The 17,704-nt window shown below is 66.1% G+C and carries 13 protein-coding genes and 1 tRNA gene; 3 read left to right on the forward strand and 11 right to left on the reverse strand.

Going from position 1 to position 17,704, the window contains the following annotated elements; translation table 11 throughout:
* Positions 1-142 precede the first annotated feature (142 nt).
* Together DMB86_RS04455 and DMB86_RS04460 are read right to left on the reverse strand one after the other, a co-directional pair.
* On the reverse strand, positions 143-1,510 hold the full coding sequence (locus tag DMB86_RS04455; protein WP_113716728.1) for an MFS transporter: 1,368 nt from the start codon (positions 1,508-1,510) through the stop codon (positions 143-145).
* 115 nt (positions 1,511-1,625) lie between these two features.
* Positions 1,626-5,492 (reverse strand): hydantoinase B/oxoprolinase family protein, encoded by a 3,867-nt coding sequence (locus tag DMB86_RS04460; RefSeq protein ID WP_113716729.1) that lies wholly within the window; start codon positions 5,490-5,492, stop codon positions 1,626-1,628.
* Between the two features lie 426 nt (positions 5,493-5,918).
* On the opposite strand from DMB86_RS04460, the gene DMB86_RS04465 reads away from it, so the two are divergent.
* Positions 5,919-6,731 (forward strand): IclR family transcriptional regulator, encoded by an 813-nt coding sequence (locus tag DMB86_RS04465; RefSeq protein ID WP_113716730.1) that lies wholly within the window; start codon positions 5,919-5,921, stop codon positions 6,729-6,731.
* Positions 6,732-7,147: 416 nt separating this feature from the next.
* Here the strand turns inward: DMB86_RS04465 and DMB86_RS04470 are convergent, their stop codons facing one another.
* The 3 genes from DMB86_RS04470 to DMB86_RS04480 all read right to left on the reverse strand — a co-directional run bounded on the left by DMB86_RS04470 (position 7,148) and on the right by DMB86_RS04480 (position 9,996).
* Entirely contained in the window at positions 7,148-7,945 is a 798-nt protein-coding gene (locus tag DMB86_RS04470; protein WP_227878595.1) for an IclR family transcriptional regulator, read from the reverse strand.
* A 335-nt stretch (positions 7,946-8,280) separates the two neighbouring features.
* Positions 8,281-9,633, reverse strand: a complete 1,353-nt coding sequence (locus tag DMB86_RS04475) for an MFS transporter (protein WP_113716732.1) — start codon at positions 9,631-9,633, stop codon at positions 8,281-8,283.
* A gap of 177 nt (positions 9,634-9,810) precedes the next feature.
* On the reverse strand, positions 9,811-9,996 hold the full coding sequence (locus DMB86_RS04480) for a hypothetical protein (protein WP_113716733.1): 186 nt from the start codon (positions 9,994-9,996) through the stop codon (positions 9,811-9,813).
* Between the two features lie 558 nt (positions 9,997-10,554).
* On the opposite strand from DMB86_RS04480, the gene DMB86_RS04485 reads away from it, so the two are divergent.
* Positions 10,555-11,334: an N-carbamoylsarcosine amidohydrolase gene (locus DMB86_RS04485; RefSeq protein WP_113716734.1), complete on the forward strand. Its 780-nt coding sequence runs from the start codon at positions 10,555-10,557 to the stop codon at positions 11,332-11,334.
* A gap of 616 nt (positions 11,335-11,950) precedes the next feature.
* Here the strand turns inward: DMB86_RS04485 and DMB86_RS04490 are convergent.
* The 5 genes from DMB86_RS04490 to DMB86_RS04510 all read right to left on the reverse strand — a co-directional run bounded on the left by DMB86_RS04490 (position 11,951) and on the right by DMB86_RS04510 (position 16,717).
* Entirely contained in the window at positions 11,951-12,679 is a 729-nt protein-coding gene (locus DMB86_RS04490; protein ID WP_113716735.1) for a DUF4232 domain-containing protein, read from the reverse strand.
* Positions 12,680-12,858: 179 nt separating this feature from the next.
* Positions 12,859-13,593, reverse strand: coding sequence for a YcnI family copper-binding membrane protein (locus DMB86_RS04495; RefSeq protein ID WP_113716736.1), 735 nt, complete (start codon positions 13,591-13,593; stop codon positions 12,859-12,861).
* A 72-nt stretch (positions 13,594-13,665) separates the two neighbouring features.
* The gene (locus tag DMB86_RS04500; RefSeq protein WP_113716737.1) at positions 13,666-14,310 is read right to left on the reverse strand and encodes a hypothetical protein; all 645 of its coding nucleotides are present in this window, start codon (positions 14,308-14,310) and stop codon (positions 13,666-13,668) included.
* Between the two features lie 32 nt (positions 14,311-14,342).
* Entirely contained in the window at positions 14,343-15,989 is a 1,647-nt protein-coding gene (locus tag DMB86_RS04505; protein WP_113716738.1) for a sensor histidine kinase, read from the reverse strand.
* Positions 15,980-16,717 (reverse strand): response regulator transcription factor, encoded by a 738-nt coding sequence (locus DMB86_RS04510; protein WP_113716739.1) that lies wholly within the window; start codon positions 16,715-16,717, stop codon positions 15,980-15,982. Before DMB86_RS04510 ends, DMB86_RS04505 begins: the two co-directional genes overlap by 10 nt.
* A gap of 321 nt (positions 16,718-17,038) precedes the next feature.
* Between DMB86_RS04510 and DMB86_RS20860 the strand changes: the two genes are divergently transcribed.
* Positions 17,039-17,476 (forward strand): hypothetical protein, encoded by a 438-nt coding sequence (locus DMB86_RS20860; RefSeq protein ID WP_227878596.1) that lies wholly within the window; start codon positions 17,039-17,041, stop codon positions 17,474-17,476.
* A 61-nt stretch (positions 17,477-17,537) separates the two neighbouring features.
* Here the strand turns inward: DMB86_RS20860 and DMB86_RS04525 are convergent.
* Positions 17,538-17,627: transfer RNA gene (locus tag DMB86_RS04525), tRNA-Ser, on the reverse strand.
* Between the last annotated feature and the right edge of the window lie 77 nt (positions 17,628-17,704).

Consider the following 17,704-nt stretch of genomic DNA (forward strand, 5'->3'; position numbering starts at 1 on the left):
TTGGGGCCTCTTGGGGGCCGGGTGCCAGCGGACCAGGGTCCAGTGCGCTCAGGGATTGAATGCCATCCGCCCGGCGAGAGCTCTCCGTGGTCAGGAGTTCTCGCCGGGCGGATGGCGTCCGGGGTGCGGGATTTCTGGATGGTCAGTCCTTGCGGACCTTGCTGGGGTCGACGTTCCGGGCGGCGAAGATGAGCAGTCCGGAGGCGAGGATGGGGATGACGCCCCACCAGAGGCCGACGTTGATCCAGCTGCCGCCGGCGGCCAGTGTGGCGGTGATCAACAGTCCGCCGATGATCGCCCCGACTTGGCCTGAGGAGTTGATGATGGAGCTGCCCGTTGCCCGGGTGTGGACCGGGAAGCTCTCGCCGGTGAAGAACAGCAGGGCGGAGAAGGGGCCGATGAGGAAGAACAGCCCGGCGCTGTACAGGCCGATGATGAGAGGGAAGTTCCCGTTCGGTGCCTGGAGCATGCTGAAGAAAGAGACGGCACACAGGATCCAGCCGATACCGATCGCGTTACGCCGGCCGATCCGGTCGCCCAACCAGCCGTGGAACAGGTAGCCGGCGAAGGCGGTCGCATTGGAGATGATAAGGATCAGCAGCGCGTTGCTGAATGGCACGTCCTTTCCGTCCGGTGCCGAAAGCAGCGACGTGCCGAGGATCGAGAATGCGAGGACGCCCAGCCAGTTCAGGAGAAAGGCCCCGCCGATCGTCAGGGTGGACCTCAGCGATTCCCCCCGGAAGACCGAGACGAGCGGGCTTGCCTTCTCCGAGACGTCGATTCCGTATTTGTTCCCGAGCTGCCGCGCCTCCTCCACCCGGCCGTCCTTCATCATCTTGTCAATTTGGTGGCGGTGGCCGAATTGGGGGCTCTCCTTGAGCCAACGTCCGGCGATGATGATGAAGACGGCGGGGATTGCGGCCACGGCGAAGCAGAGCGCCCACCCGCCGATGGGGAACAGCAGGTAGACGGAGCCGGCAGCCAGCACGGAGCCGACCGGCCAGCCGGATTGGACGAGCGAGTAGATCAGGCCGCGGCGGCGGGCCCTGGCGGGATCGCTGTGGCTGTGGGCGAACATTTCGCTGAGGTAGGCAGCGTTGATGGCTTGCTCGGCGTAGCCGAGGCCGGCCAGTGACCGCACGAGGATGAGAAAGACAAGTCCCAGGCCGGCGGCGATGCCCACAACCCAGCCGACAGTGGCGGTCAGCAAGGAGGCGACGGCGGCACCGGCGACGGCAATCAGGATGCCTTTGCGGCGGCCGATCCGGTCGACGATCGGGCCGATCGCGAAGGCCACGAGTGCAGTGCCGGCGGTCACCCACGTATTGATACCCGTGGATTGGGCAGTGTTCAAGCCGAGGTCTGCGGCCAGCTTCGGCAGGAGGTTGCCGAACAGGACGAAGTCATAGACGGCGAAGGTCCAGGCGAAGAAGCAAATCCAGGTGGCCAGCCGGACGTCTTTGGGCATGACATCAGACTCGACGAATTTGAAGCTTGGGACTGTGGACATGACGGTTCCTAATTCACGGGGCTAGGTGGGCGATGAGGTGGGTGCGGAACGAAGGGGAGGTCTGGAGGCCGGAGTTGCCAGCCGGCCTCCAGACCTCCCCTTCACTGCTGCTGGATCAGCTCGTGGTGCTGAGCGCGGCGACCAAAACATCGCGGCGTTCCGCGGTGGCGTCGGGGTCGACGGTGAGCTTGCCCCTGACCTCCGTGAGGACCACGCCGTAGTCCCGGGCGGCCGCCTCGGCGGTCGTAAAGCCGTCCAACACGTCTTCCAAGACCTTCAGCGGGTCCCGCTTGTGAGGGTCGCCGAAGCCGCCCCCGCTGGGCACGGTGATCTGGAGGGAGTCGCCTGCCCGCAGCTGACGTCCGGTGACCTTGGACGGCCAGGACTCCTCGCCCTCCCGCCCGACGTTTTTCACGAGCGAGCCGTTGAGGCCTTCATGGCCGCCGAAGGCGCCCCACGGCACGTCCGACTCGTGGCGTTCACCCTCGCAGGTAATCGCGGTGTCGGTCAGGAACGTGTTCTCCCGGACGATGCCGATGCCGCCCCTGAACTCGCCGGCAGCCGCCGGCTCGGAACGCAGCTCGTAGCGGTCGGTGCGCATCGGGAACCGCCATTCGAGCTCCTCGATCGGGTTGTTGCGGGTGTTGGCGATGAGGTTGTCCACGGAGTCCGGCCCGTCGCTGGTGGCGCGGCCGCCATAGGAGCCCTCGTTGACCTCGAGGTAGACCCAGTACTCGCCCTGCTTCTCATCCCATCCGGAGTAGGAAATAAAGTGGATGTGGGCGGAGTTGCCGGCTGTGACCCGCTCGGGGATGACGGGGGCCAGGGCCCGCAGGGCCAGGTCGACGGCCCGCTGCACCTGCGAGAAGCGAGAGAAGGTCGCGGCCGGGTACTTCGGGTTGAAGATCGTGCCCTCCGGGGCGATCACCTTCAACGGCTTGAGCATGCCCTCGTTCTGGGGCACGAACACCGGGAAGGCGACCTCGTCCAGGAACATCATCCGGGTGATGAACGTGAACGCGGAGACCGTCGTGCCCTCGAAGGCACAGTTGTAGGCGGTCGGCACCTGTTCGGAGGACCCGGTGAGGTCGTATGTGATTTCGTCGCCCTCGACGATCACCTTCACGACGATTGGCAGCTTCTTGCCGTAGTTACGGCCGTCGTCGTCCAGGTAGCCGACCTCCGTCTCATAGACGCCGTCCGGGATCTTGGCGATCTCCTGGCGCAGCATCCGCTCGGAGTAGTCGATCCAACTCTGGCCGGCGTCGCGCACGGCGCCGAAACCATAGCGCTCAATGAGGGCGGTGTAGCGGGACTTGGCCAACTCGCAGGCGGCGATCATCGCCTGGAAGTCGCCTTCGTTGGAGGTGGGTGTCCGGGTGTTGTTGAGGATATGCCGGATCAGCGATTCCTGGCGGACGCCCTTCTCGTAAACCTTCACCGCCCGGAAGATGGTGCCTTCGGACTGGATGTCCTGGATGTCCACCATCAGCCCGGAGTACGCACCGCCGTTGTCGATCAACTGGCCTGACGCGCCGGCGAAGCCGACGAGTTCCCCGTCGTGGAAGATCGGTTCGATGATCGCCACGTCGGGAGAGTGCGTGGCGCCCAGATACGGATCGTTGTGCAGGATGACGTCCCCGTCGTGGATGTCGTCGCCGAGGACGGAGATCACGCCCTTGACGATCTTGGGCATGGAGCCCATGAACATTGGCGTGGAGTCGGACTCGGCCAGCACATTGCCGTCCTTGTCGAACAATCCTGCGCCGAGGTCCTCGGACTCGCGGATGATCGAGGAGTAGGCCATGCGGAACAGCACCGAGGCCATTTCCTTGGCTGCGGAGTTCAGGGCGCCGCCGATCACGCGCATCAGGATCGGGGTGGCCAGCTTCTCGGCGCTCTGGGTGGCGGCCGGGCAGTCGATGACCAGGTTGCCGGCCGGGTCCACCGTTCCGGAGAATCCGGGGGGAATGACGGTCGTGGAGTCGTACTGCTCGATCACGGCGGGGCCTGAGAACGTGATTCCCACGCCCATCCTGTCGCGGTCATAGAAGCCGGTGTCCAGGGTGACCGGTTTGCCATCCTGTTCGAAGGTCACCGGGCGGGTTTCCACCAGGGCTTCTTTGAGGGAACCGGACTTCGTCGCTTCCGGCGTGGGCAGCTCGTCCATCACCGCGCTGGCCTCCACCCGGATGTTGATGACTTCCACGGTGCCGTTCTTGAAGCGGTGGCCGTACTCCTCGAAGTGGGCATCGTGGAAGGCCGCCTCGGCCTTTTCCAGCCAGGCCTGGTTGACCGGTCCGGCGGGGGCATCGAAGCGGATCTCGTACCCCTGGCCTTCGTAACGCGCGTCCGCGAGCCAGTCGAGTTTGCGCCGTTCGGCCGGCACCTCCTCGGCATCGAGTTGGGCGGTGGCCTCGCGCTCCAGCTGTTCGTAGGAGGCCTGGATGGCGGCCGGATCGGCGTTGGCGAACGTGAACCGCCGGGTGGCGACGAACTCGTACTTTTCGTCGGTGGCCAGCAGACCGGTGGCGGCGATGATGCCGGGATGGGCCGGGATCAGCACCTTGGGGACTTCCAGCTCCGCGGCGATCTCGCAGGCAAACAGTGCGCCGGCACCGCCGGCAGCGACTAGGGTGAAGTCGCGCGGGTCGTAGCCGCGGCGAACGGAGTTCTGCTCGATCGCCTGGGTCATGCCGAACTTCTGGATCTGCAAGGCGCCGAGGGCTGCCTGGTCCACCGACATGTTCAGCTTTTCTGCCAGGCCTTCCATCGCCTTTCGGGCGCCCTCGAGGTCCATGTCCATGCCTGAGCCGGCCAAGACGCGGTCGGGCCGCATGCGGCCCAGGAGCACCTGCGCGTCGGTCGATGTGGGCTCCGTCCCTCCGCGGCCGTAGCAGACCGGGCCCGGAACGGCGCCTGCGGACTGCGGACCGACGCGGAAGACGCCGCCGGCGTCGACGTAAGCGATGGAGCCGCCGCCGGCGCCGATGGTGTCGATGTCGACCATGGGGACCATGGCCTGGTGATCGCCGATCTTGGTGTCCAGCAGGTGACGCATGCGCAGTTCACCCTGGTAGGCGACACCGATGTCAGCCGACGTACCGCCGATGTCCAGCGTGACGACATTTTCAAAGCCGGACTGGCGGCCGGCCCACATGCCGCCGATCAGGCCGCCGACCGGTCCGGACATCATCAGTGTGACGGGCCGCTTGGCAGCCTCCTTGATCGGGACCATGCCGCCGGATGACTGCATCAGCAGGATCTCCCGCTTGTACCCCAGGCCTTCGGCCTGCTCCTGCAGGCGGTGGAGGTAGCGAGAGACCCGCGGCCCGACATAGGCATTCAGCGCGGTGGTGGAGAACCGCTCATATTCGCGGTAGAGAGGCACAATCTCGCTGGACAGGGAAAGGTAGGCCTCGGGGAATTCCTCCGAGACGATCTGCCCGATCCGCTGCTCATGGGCGGGGTTCAGGTACGAATGCAACAGGCACACGGCAATGGCCTCGACTCCGGCCGCCTTCAACTCGAGAACGCGCTCACGGACCTCGTCCTCGTCCAGGGGAACCAGGACGTCGCCGTTCGGCGCGGTGATGCGCTCCTTGACCGTGAGCCGGTGACGGCGCTTGATCAGGGGCTTGGTCTGCCAGGGAAGCTCCTGCTGCAGTGAGAAGTTGTGTGGCTTCTTATGCCGGGCGATGTGGAGGATGTCCCGGAAACCTTCGGTAGTGATCATCCCGACTTCCGCACCGGTGTGCGTCAGCGCGGTGTTCGTGGCCACCGTCGTCCCGTGCACCAGCTGGTCGATCTCCGCCAGCGAGACACCTGCCTTCTCACAGAGCTTATTGATGCCGTGGATGACACCTTCGGACGGGTCGTGCGGGGTGGACGGAACCTTCTCAACAACGGCGATGCGCTGTGCGTCGTCCGAAAAATACAGGTCGGTGAAGGTGCCGCCGACGTCTACTCCGATGCGCTTCATAATGGGGTCCTTTCAGAAGTGAGGCTCAGGACTGGATTGAAGGGAAAGCCTGCAAGGGCCGATCGGCCAGGAGGCCAACCCCTGGATGGAGTCCGCTGGGGTTAGACCGCAAGTCAATGTGCCATGGATCACATTGTTGCTTACTGAGCACTTTAGTTTCCGACGAAGCAACATGCAATAGCTGATGGGTCTTTTTTGCAGCACCCGATTTATGTCCAAGCCGAATACGGCAAGTAGGTAGGGGCGCAGCCAACCCTTGTCGGACATTTCATGGGCCCGGACAAGGAGCCTCCCCTCTCAATCCTCCGCGAGGCCGCCGAGGCGTGCCCTAAGCCGGCGGTGGGCCGCCCTCCGGCCGGAGGCGGAATGAGCATCGTACGATGACTGTTACGGTTGACTGCACTAGCGCCTGGAGAGGAAAAACTGATGCTGGACCCACAAACCAACACTGACAAACCGCAAGGGGCGGCAGCATCGCTGCTCAACGGTCTAACGGTCCTCGAAGCGTTCTCGGTCGCCAAGCGATCCCTTCTCGGCGTCACGGAGATCTCCGAACTCGTCGGCCTGCACAAAAGCACGGTCTCCCGGATGCTCACCGGCCTGGACGAAGCCGGATACGTCCAGCGCGACGACGACACCGGACGGTACCGGCTCGGACTCGGGATGATCGGCCTGGCCGGACCGCTGCTCGCCGAACTCGGCGTCCGCCGCGCCGCCCTGCCCCACCTGGAAGAACTCACCGAAGCCACCGCTGAGACGGCCGCGATCGCCGTCTGGAACGGCACCAACGCGATCGTGGTGGAACAGGTGGCCAGCCCACACCAGGTCAAGCACAGTGCGGCGATTGGAACCCGGTACAACAAGTTCGCGAGTTCCTCGGTCCGCGTGTTCCTCGCCGAACTGCCACCCGAGGAGACCGACCGCCTTCTGGCCGGCCGGACTGTGCTGCAAGAGGGCTACCAAGGACCCGAGGACCCTGTCCACCGACAGCTGGCCGGAGTGCGGGACGACGGATTCGCCGTCAATGACGGCGAGACCACCTACGAGGAGTATGGTGTCTCCGCACCCGTACGGGACTACCGGGGCGCCGTCGTTGGCTGCATCACGGCCAGCGCGCCCCGGGCCCGAGTACAGCACCAGCAGAGCCAGTCCACCCTGCGCGACGCCGTGCTCCAGGCCGCTGAACGCGTGTCGGCACGGCTGGGCAGCCGGTCGGGGGAATCCACGCCAGTGCACTGACCGCCCCCAGGGCTCCCCAGGAAAGCAACATGGCTACCCAGAAAGGCAGCCCCCGCCATTTCCTACAGCAGCCAAGGCAAAACGAATTCCCACACAAGAGCCCGTAGCGGGTCGGGCACGGCTGCGACCGCTTTCCTTGGCGGCCTGCCGGCGCAGGACCGAAAGCGTGCCGATCGTCGTGGCCACGGCCTCGTAGGGACCGAGGGCGCGGAAGACTTGGCTCGGCCAGGCGGCCGTTCTCCGGAACTGCGCAGTTCCGGAGAACCTGGAGGTTCCAGCACGGCCGGTTGGCAACACGGTCGGCGCTTCCACGGCCAGGCGGTGAGTGAACCGGCGGGGCGGGGAAGTTGCGTACGCTTTACCGGGGCGATTCGGTGCCGAGGCGGGGACGGTCAGGTTTGATTCCTTCCCGTGGCTCAGCTCGGGGCCGACCAGCCCAGGCGAATCGATATTTCCGCGGCAGCATGTTGGACGGCTTGAACCAGACTGTCCCCGGTGGCGCGCTTGTGCACGCGGGAACGCGGGGCGGACGCGGTGACGCAGCCAACCACCTTGCCTCGGTAATCCCTGACCGGAGCGGAGACACCAAACTCCTCCTCGGCAGTCGACCCGTCATTGACGGCGTATGCCTGACGGGCGACTTCCTGCAGGTGGGCCGTGTGGTCCAGCGGCAACCCGTCTCCGGCGGTGCGTAGTATCCGCCCGGATTCGATCAGTCCGGCGGCGAGGGCAGGCGCCAGCTCCGCCAGGAAGACCCGCACCGAGGAACTCTCGAATTTGTTGTACCGGGTTCCGATGGTGGCAGTGTGTTTGACCTGATAGGGGCTGGCAACCTGCTCCACGACGATGGCCTCATGACCATTCCACACAGAGATTGCACTGGTCTCCAGGGTGCTTTCGGTCAACTCCTCCAAATACGGAACCGCAGCACGGCGGACATCCAGGTCCGCCAGCAAAGGGCCGGACAACGCAATGAGGGCCAGCCCGAGCCGATACCGTCCCGTCTCCTCATCCCGCTGGACATATCCAGCTTCCGCCAGGCCGCCAAGAATGCGTGAGACCGTGCTCTTGTGCAGGCCGACGCGCTGAGCCACCTCAGTCACACCAAGAACCGGATTTTGAACGGAAAAGGCCTCCAGGACGGCAAGGCCATTCAACAGCGACGCCGCAGCCCCCTGGACCTGCCCGTTGTCCTGCCTGGGTCTGCTTGCCATCTGCATCCTTCCGCGCGGCGTGGCCTCCCGCCACTCTTTTGGCCATCATATGCCGCAATCCGGACGGTGTGGCCGGTGCCACGTGGCCGACGCGGCTGCGAGCAAGAAGGCCGCGGCGTCAAAGCCTCGGGCCTCACCTGCTCCGGCCGCTACCGGAACCTGCCGCCGGCGGGACTGGCCGCAGGGAACTGGCGGACCGGCCGGGAGGCCGGCTCCGAACGTCCGTGGGAGATGGTGCGGGCTCGTCGTGGGTGTGTGGACGGCCTTCACCGATCAAGGAATCACAGGTCCTTTCATTGGAGTGCTCCACGCGGTGGCGTGGTGGCAGCCGCGCCCTAGTGTGTTCGGGCCCTGGCCGTTCTTGCGGCCGTGGTTGTCGGGGTCCCGGCGGACAGGGAGCGCTTGGAAGTCTCCGGAATCAGGTACGTTGCGATGAGGGCTCCGGCGGCAATGACGCTCAGGTAAAGCGCGGGCGCTAGCTTGTTGCCGGTGGTGGCGATCAGGAACGTCGCTACGAACGGCGCCGTGCCGCCGAACACGGCGTAACTGACGTTGTAGGTGATCGCGGAGGCGGTGTAGCGCACTGCGGTCGGGAAGACTTCGGAGAGCAGGACGGCGGTGACGACGTTCGCTGCCACTGCACCTGTGGCGAGCAGGATCTGGCCGAGGAGGGCGTTGCCCAGCCCGCCCTGGCTGGCCAGAAGGTAGGCGGGCACCGCGAGGGCGCCCAAGAGGATGGACGATGCTGTCATCATGGCCTTGCGGCCCACCTTGTCGCACACCCGGCCCAGCACTGGGGACAGGACAGCGGCAAAGGCCAGTGCGGCCACATTTGTCATGAGGACTTGGTCGGCTGGCAGCAGGACCACCTCGCGCAGGAACGTGGTCATGTACGTGGAAAACGTGTAGAAGGACAGGGCGGTGAGGCTGATGTATCCGCCGAGGGTCAGCATGGGGCGCCACTGCTGGCGCAGGGTGGTTCCGAGTCGGGTGTGGGTGCTCTCGGAGTCGTCCGCGATTTCAGCAAACAGCGGGCTTTCCTGGAGCCGGCGCCGGATGTAGAAGGCCACCAGGCCCATGGGTCCCGCCACCAGGAAGGGGATTCGCCAGCCCCATCCGTTCATGGCCTCGGTGGAGAGGTTTGCGGTGAGCAGGTAGCACAGCAGGGCGGCGACGGCGAAGGAGCCAAATGTCGCGGCGGGCATCCAGCTGCTGTACCGGGAGCGCTGGTTAGGTGGCGCGTGTTCGATCACATAGGTGACGGCACCGGCATATTCCCCGCCGGCGGAGAATCCCTGAAGGCTTCGGGCCAGCGTCAGCAGCACGGCGGCCCAGATGCCAATGGTTGCGTAGCCGGGGAGAATGCCCATGGCCACGGTGGCGCCGGACATGAGCATGACCGTCAGGGCCAGCACGCGTTTGCGGCCGATCCGGTCACCGAGCATCCCGAAGAATGCCCCTCCCACCGGGCGAAGGGCAAAGGCGACGGCGAATACCGCGAAGGTTTGCAACAGCCCGATGATGTGGTTTTCGTCAGGGAAAAACACCTTGGCGATGATGGGCGCGAGGAAACCGTAGATGGCAAAGTCAAACCATTCCACGACCGTGCCGGCTGCTGCCGCGATGGTGACCTTGCGGAGCGTGGCGGGACTGGACTGGACCGGCGACGAGGACGTCTCAGATTGCATTGTTTCTCCCGGAGTGGGGTGCCGTGAACGGCACGTGTGTTGTGTTTCAGCGGTCTCTTCCCGGGAGAATGCATGTCGGCCGGGTAAGGAAGTGGTGCGCTGGTGCCGGTGCTGGTGCCGGCAGCCGCGTTGCGTGGTGCGGGTGCGTGCAGGTACTCGGTGACGCTGGAGAGCGGGTCAACGCCACCGAACGAAGCCTCGACGCGTGAATCCGGCGTTGAAGCGGTTCCAGGCGACGGTGCCGACGCCCTGGTCTTCGACAGCCTCCCGGCGCTTCAAGGCCGGTTCGTGGCACTGCCCGGTGCCGGCCACATAGGCCTTCCCGGTCCGTTCATTCAGCCCGGCGTTGAGGTCCTGACGCATGTGATATCTCCTTGAACGTGCCGTGGACCCCAGTAGTGGTCCGCAAAAGTCGAAGAACGATTGTGATGCAGGTCTCTTTGGTGTCGCTAAGAAACAAATGTAGTTGCTTTCTCAGCAACAAACAAGAGGCTCCATTTCAACCTTGACCAACATGCGAGGTGTCGTGATGCGCCATGTCGACCCGGTGAGTTCAACCAACGGCATTCGGTCCGCCAAAAGGGTTGCCCGGACCTGTTGCTCCGAGAGTCGATCCTGGCTGGCAGCGCAGCGATCACCGCGATCACCTTCCGCTTTACCGGTCCCGCTTATCTTTCAACGGGCGGGAACTTCCTGGCGCACGGGCAGGTGACGGGCGCTTCCTGCGTTCCGATCGTGCGGTCCGTACTGGTGGTCCAGGAGTGACGCCCTCCGATGTCCGCGCCCTGCCTGGTGGCGGGTCCGATGGAGACCCACTTTCTCCGCACCTCTGGTGCTGGGCCAGTCCGTACGCTATAGTATTTACTACAGCAACTTAGTTGCTTGTATAGCAACCTTTCGACCATAAGAGTGGAGAGAACCATGACTGAAATGACAGAGACGTTCAACGACATCGAAGCCCGCCTTGCAGCAGTGCTGGAAGAAGCGTTCGAAGCCGGAACCAGCATCTACAACGAGCGCGGATTCAAGCGCCGGATCGGCTACGGCAACCGTCCCGCCGTCATCCACATCGACCTCGCGAACGCCTGGACCCGTCCGGGCCACCCGTTCAGCTGCCCGGGCATGGAGACGATCATCCCGAACGTGCAGCGGATCAACGAGGCCGCGCGCGCCAAGGGCGTCCCGGTCTTCTACACCACGAACGTGTACCGCAACCGCGACGCCACCTCCGGCACGAACGACATGGGCCTGTGGTACTCGAAGATCCCCACGGAGACCCTTCCGGCGGATTCCTACTGGGCGCAGATCGATGACCGCATCGCGCCCGCAGAGGGCGAGGTCGTGATCGAGAAGAACCGCGCCTCGGCGTTCCCGGGGACGAACCTTGAGCTCTTCCTGACCTCCAACCGCATCGACACGCTGATTGTGACCGGCGCGACCGCGGCCGGTTGCGTGCGCCACACCGTCGAGGACGCGATCGCGAAGGGCTTCCGCCCGATCATCCCCAGGGAGACCATCGGCGACCGTGTCCCGGGCGTCGTGCAGTGGAACCTCTACGACATCGACAACAAGTTCGGTGACGTGGAGTCCACGGATTCGGTGGTGGAGTACCTGAACGCCCTCCCGCAGTTCGAGGACACCGTCCCGAAGACCCTCTCGGATCCCCAGCCCGAAGTCGAGGCACCCGCGGATCCGGCCTGAGCCGCACCGTACAGCAGGCGTCCTGCGGCCCGGCATCCTCCGCCCGGCCCGACAACAGTCCGGCACCCCTCAGTGGGTGCCGGACTGTTGCGTATGTGCGAGGACATGGAAGTCCCGGGCATCCGCATAAGGCATCCCGCACCCGAAGCGGCGGCCACCAGAGTCTCTCGCTCAAGCCCCACGATCAAGTGTGAGATGCTTTTCGGATCTTGACCAGTTCGTTGACCATATCGGGGCCTCTCTGGCAGCCCGGTCACGTGCAATGCATGGGTCGGGAGGGGCATAAGTTGACGATCACAGCATTCGGCGCGGCAACGACCTACATTGGCAATTTATGCCAATGCGACCAATAGGGACATGCCGGAAGGCCCTGCACACGGAAAGTCCCCAGCCAGTTCCCCAGCCCTGCCGGCAGCGGACCAGCGCCATGCATCGGTGGTCACGCCGCAGCCGGTTGACCGTCCAGTCTCCTGCTGGAAGGCTCCGCTCCTGCAGATGTGCGACGTGGTGAATCCGGCCGGAACGCTGGATGGCGTCCGACAGATTGCCCGGGAGGACAAGCGGGAGGACCAGCCGGATCGCAGCAAAGAGGAGAAGCCAACCTCCGTCCCCTCGGTTACGGCTGGAAGGCGCCGATCTTGAGCAGTTTGATGTCGGTGTTGCTGCAGGCCGTGAGCGGGTGGGGGATCACCAGCTCGTCGTAGGCGCTGGGCGGGTAGACCATGATGTCGTCGGCCTGGACGCGCGTGCACTGCGGGTAATTCCCTGCCTGGGTGTACGCCAGGACGGCCGTGGCACCCTTGCCCGGGGTGAGCGTGATGGGGCCCTTCGAAGGGGCCGTGGCGTCGCGGTCCGCGGGGGCGCCGATGGCCTTGGTGGTGCCGGCCTTGACGAGCGACACGCCGGGGTAGCCGTTAAGGATGCATGTGGAGGAGGACTTGTTGGTCAGGGTCAGTTTCATGTAGATGTGCCCCGCCGCGCCGCCGCCGGTGTCGTCCACCGACCCCTTCAGGGATGCCGCCGTGCACAGGGCTGGCGACGCGCCATGCGCCGGCGTGGTGGCTGCCTGGGCCGGCGCCATGCTTTCCATGGACGACGCCGTGTTCCCGGCCGTCGCGGCCGGTGACGCTTCCGCTGTCGTCGCCGCGGGTGTGGCGGCTGCGGTCGTGGCGGCCGCGGTCGTGGTGGTGGTTCCGCCGTTTGGCGTCCCGCAGCCGGCCAGCGCCAGTCCCAGAACGGCCGCCAGACCGATGACGGCGCCGGTGCGGCGGCGGAAGGCCGCCCTTGATGTGGTGCTGTGGCGGCGGGGGGTCTGGCCGCGGGACTGCTTCTCTACTGACGTCATTGCTCAACTTTTGCGCCCCTGCCCGCGTGAGTCAAACGGCCCCGCCGCCAAGGTGCGGGTTTAGTGTCGGGAACCGCCGCTTCGGCGTCGAATCTGCCGAGGCAGCGGGGGCCAGTCGAGACCGCCATGTGGACGAGTCTCGACGTTGCCCGCTGCCTCGGCGGAAGGGTGCGGTCCGGCTATTTCGCGCTGGGCCTGCGGCTGGTGCGCAGGAATGCGACGCCGCCGAGCACCAGCCCGGCCAGTCCGGCACCGAGACCGAGCCAGGCCGGCCAGGCGGCGCCGCCGTTCCCGGCGGACCCAATGTCGGCCGACGCGGTGTTACTTGAGCTGCCGTCCGCCGTCGTCCCGTGCGAGCCGTGACCTGAGGCCGCGGTGGCTGCCGTGACCGTCAGCGACGGCGCGGGGTTGGAGACACTGTCCTCGGCCGCCCCGGCAGCGGGGACGTCCTTCCAGTCGGTGGAGCCCTTTTCGCAGGTCTGCAGCGCCGGGAAGTACAGGGTCTTCCCCGCCGTGTTCGGCACCTTCAGGGACAGGGTGAACGTGTCGCGCTGGTGGGGGTCGAGGGGTGTTTGGGCCGTGTAGGTGACGGCGCTGGTCCGCGCGGTGATCTTGCTGCCGTCCGCCAGCGTCTTGGGCGTGGTGAACTTTTCGGTGGACTCGCTGATGGTCCAGTTCGGGTTGACCGTCGGCGTGACGGAATTCAGCTCTTCCGGCAGCGTGATTTTCACGCTGGTGGTGGGCGAGCCCTTGCAGCCGTGTCCCACGGAGAATGTCACGAGCGAGTATGAGCCGGCGGCCGTCTCTGTGGGCGTGGCCTCAACGTGGGCCGACGCGGTGCCGAGCCCCAGGGCCATGAGGCCGGCCGTGGCGCCGAGTGCGACCGTGGACTTGAAGGTGCGGGAAAAATGCATGAAAAAACCTTTCGGGCGCGCCGGACGACGCAAAATGACGGGAGGGAACACCCCGCGATTTTTCGAAGGGTGTCAGGCGAAAACAACCGCCAGGGGCGGAGGGCCGCGGCGCGTGTCCGGCCGGAGATTGCGCCAGGGCAGGCGCGGAAGCGGGGCCGGGAGGACCTTGGGAATCGCCTGCCGGGCGGTCAGCGGGCGCACGACGGCGGCCGGGCCGCAGAGCGGGCGCAGCCAGCTGGCGAGGGCCCACAAGGCGCTTTCCCCCTGAGCCAGCAGCACCGCCGTGAGAAGGGTGGCGGCGATGTGGGCGGGCACCATCCAGCCGGACATCGCATCGGCCTGGATCATGGAGTCCACGCCGGCACCCCTGGCGCCGGCGGCGTGGACCATGGCGGCCGACTGCCCAGCCATGGACATCGGGTGGCCCATGCCCGGCGCCATGGGAACCGCCGGGACGACAGCGGACAAGACGTCAAAGGCCTTGTGGAGCACCAGCTGGCTGGCGCCGAGCAGGACCGTCATGGCGGGCAGCCCAAGGTGGATGGCGGTGGCCGCAGTGAAGCAAAGCACGTGCAGTGACAGCAGCGCCGTCATGATGCCGGGACCGGGCAGCGTCCCGCCGGCGAGCATGTGGGCGCCGGCCGCCAGGCCAAACGCGGTGGCGCCAAGAAGTCCGGTGCGGAGCAGGCGGAATGGGGTGTTTGTGCGACGATGCATCCCGCTCCCTTCGACCAACCGGAGCCGCCAGTTTATCGAGGAAGGAGCCAATCAGGAATTTGCCGTGACGTGGCCGGCAATGCGGCCGGCTGCACCGGCTGTGTAGATTCCGGCTGCGACGGCGGCACGTCCTTGGCCGGCGGCACTTCCTTGGCGGGCGAAACGGCGGGCAGCGGGCCCGTGGCCTGCCCGGCGGGGATGGGCGGCAGCCGCAGCGTGAAGGTGGTTTCGCCGGGCGTGCTGGCCAGGTTCACGGTGCCGTGGTGCGCGTTCATGATGGCGGCGACGATGCTCAGACCCAGTCCGGTGCTGCCCTGCGTCCCGGTCCTGGCCGTGTCGGCACGGGAAAACCTGTCAAAGATGACGTCCTGGAAGGCGGGGGCGATGCCGGCGCCGTCGTCGGTCACGGTGATCACCGCCGCTCCGTCCGCGTCCTGGCTGACGCGCGTGGACACCGTGGTCCCGGGCGGGGTGTGCTTGGCCGCGTTGGAGAGCAGGTTCAGCATCACCTGCTTCAGCTGGCCGTCGTCGCACTTGGCCTGGACCGGGGAGTCCGGGACGTCGATCTTCCAGTGGTGGTCCGTTGCGCCCACCCGGACGTCGCTGACGGCGTCCATGGCGATGGGGGTGACGTCGGCCGTGCGCAGGGCCAGCGGCTGGCCCTCGTCCAGCCGGGCGAGCGTGAGCAGGTCCTCCACGAGCCGGCCCATGCGCAGCGACTGGGCAGTGACCCGGCCCAGCGAGGTTTTGCCGTCCGGGGTCAGCGACTCGGTCATCTGCAGCAGCTCGGAGTATCCGCGGATGGCGGTCAGCGGCGTGCGCAGTTCGTGGCTGGCGTCGGCCACGAAGCGGCGCACCTTGGTCTCGCTGCGCTGGCGGGCCTGCAATGCGTGGGAGACATTCTCCAGCATCGCGTTGAACGCGTGCCCCACATTGCCCACTTCGGTCCCGGGGTTCGCCGCACTGTCCGGCACCCTGACGCTGAGGGCGACCTCTCCGGCGTCGAGCGGCAGATGCGCCACCCTGGTGGCGACCGCGGAGAGCTTCTCCAGCGGCGCCATGCTGCGGCGGATGATCATGGTGCCGGCGAGGCCAAGGAGGATCAGGCCGGCCAGGGAGACCAGCACGATGGTCAGCACCAGTTTCGCCAGGGTACGTTCGACGGCGCCCAGCGGCAGTCCGGTGATCAGGACGCCGCCGTTGGGGAGCGCGACTGCCTGAAGCCGGTAGTTGCCGATGGAGAGGGACTCGTCGGCCATCGTCCCCGCGGTGGGCAGGCCGGCCAGCAGTTGCGCGTCATTACTCGTGAGCTGCTGCCTGGCGCCGGTGGGGGAGAGCACGCCGCCGGTGACCAGGTATCCGCCGCTGATGATGGCGTTGAGCTGTCCGGCGCCGGTGCCGCGGGCGTTGAGGGGGTCGGGCCTGCCGCTGGCAGGCCCGGACGGGGCGGACAGGTTGAAGTCGTGGGAGCGTGAGGCGGCCTGCGCCAGCTGCGAGTCGACCTGGCTGTTCAGGGACATGCTCATGGCGCTGTAGCTGATCATGCCGACCAGGACGCAGATCACGGTGAGGAGGGCCAGCATGACGGCCACCAGGCGGGTGCGCAGGTGCCACCGGCCCGGCCGGGCCAGGTGGGCGGCGGCGGAGCGCAGGGCCGTGCGGCTGGGGATCAGGTGCATGGCTTGACCACGTAGCCGGCGCCGCGGACGGTGTGGATCATCGGTTCACGGTCCGCGTCGATCTTCTTGCGCAGGTAGGAGATGTACAGTTCCACGATGTTGCTCTGCCCGCCGAAGTCGTAATCCCAGACCCTGTCCAGGATGCGCGTCTTGCTGAGGACGTGGCGGGGGTTTTCCATGAGGAACTGGAGCAGCTCAAATTCGGTGCTGGTGAGTGAAATTTCCGTGCCGGCACGGGATACTTCGCGGGTGTCCCGGTTGAGCACCAGGTCGCCCACGCGCAGCTCTGCCGTGTCGACGGCGGTGACGCCGGCCCGCTGGACGATGCGGTGCAGGCGCAGCAGCACCTCCTCCATGCTGAACGGCTTGGTCACGTAGTCGTCGCCGCCGGCGTGCAGTCCCGTGAGCTTGTCCGCGACGGCGTCCTTGGCGGTGAGGAACAGGGCCGGGATGTCAGGGTAGATGGTGCGCATGCGGCCCAGCAGTTCCACGCCGTCCATGCCGGGCATCATGACATCGAGGACCAGGACGTCCGGGTGGAAGGAGCGGGCCGTCTTGAGGGCCTGCTGGCCGTCGTGCGCCACGGCGATGTCCCATCCTGCCAGCTCAAGGCCCATGCGCATCAGGTCGGCCAGCGACGGCTCGTCGTCGACCACCAGCGCGCGGATGGGTTCGCCGCCGGGGCGGGTCAGCTTGTCGGGGCCGTTGGCATGGATTGGGAGGGACATGCCTCAATTCTCCGACGTTCTTCCCGACTGTGACTGGAAGACTGCTGGGAGTTTTCTGTGTGGATGCGTTCGGCCGTCCCGCCCCGTCCGACAGGGGGCCTTGACGGTATGCGTGAGGCGCCTCGCCAAGGACAGGGTCACGACCCTGCCCTCCAGGCTCGGGTCCTGTTCCAGGAACGCCAATGAAGCCATGTCCGCCACGAGGGTCAGTTTCGCGAACCTGTCCACCAATGAAGGGACGGGGCCGACGCCGGGCAACTTCCGGTTGGTCGAGTCCAGGGCCGCCACGGAGAATGTGCCATTCCCGCTGAACAAGTCGTGATGAAGGGCGGAGATTTCCTGGCGGTGTTTTTGCCGGATCGTCTCGACGAGGTTCTCAAGATCCACTTCGTCAGACTAGCCGCAGAGCAGGACGTTGCACGGGCGGTGACGGAGGCCGAGATTGACCGATGGGTCGAGGAAGCCAGGGCCGGGTACAACGTGGAAGGACTGAAGACCCGGATGGGGCGTCCTGCCAGAGGCGCAGCGGCGTCGCAGGCCGTGCCGGTGCGGTTGGCCACCGAGGAGATTGCGGCGGCCTTTGCGCGTGCTGGGCGCGAGAACCTGATCCGTCCTGAAGCGTTCGGTGCTGCGCTGTCGGCCTGGGCGCAAGGGCGCACAGCGCGTGATGAGGTCCCGGACGGCCTCGACGCCGTCGCGGTCGCGCTCAACGACGCCGCATCACAGTACGTTGCGCCCAAAGTGCGCTCACAGGACTGAAACTACAAAGCCAAAAGGCGCCCACTTCGCTGTCAAATCAACGATGTGGACGCCTTTTCCTTGGCGGTGACGGTGGGATTTGAACCCACGTCAGGCTCTCACCTGAACAACATTTCGAGTGTTGCACCTTCGGCCGCTCGGACACGTCACCAACTCGGAAGATACTACCGGTTGGAGCGGTCAGTTCAAAAATGCGCAGCGCCGCCAGCACGCGAATGCGGCAGGATA

Source organism: Arthrobacter dokdonellae, assembly GCF_003268655.1.
Taxonomy (GTDB): domain Bacteria; phylum Actinomycetota; class Actinomycetes; order Actinomycetales; family Micrococcaceae; genus Specibacter; species Specibacter dokdonellae.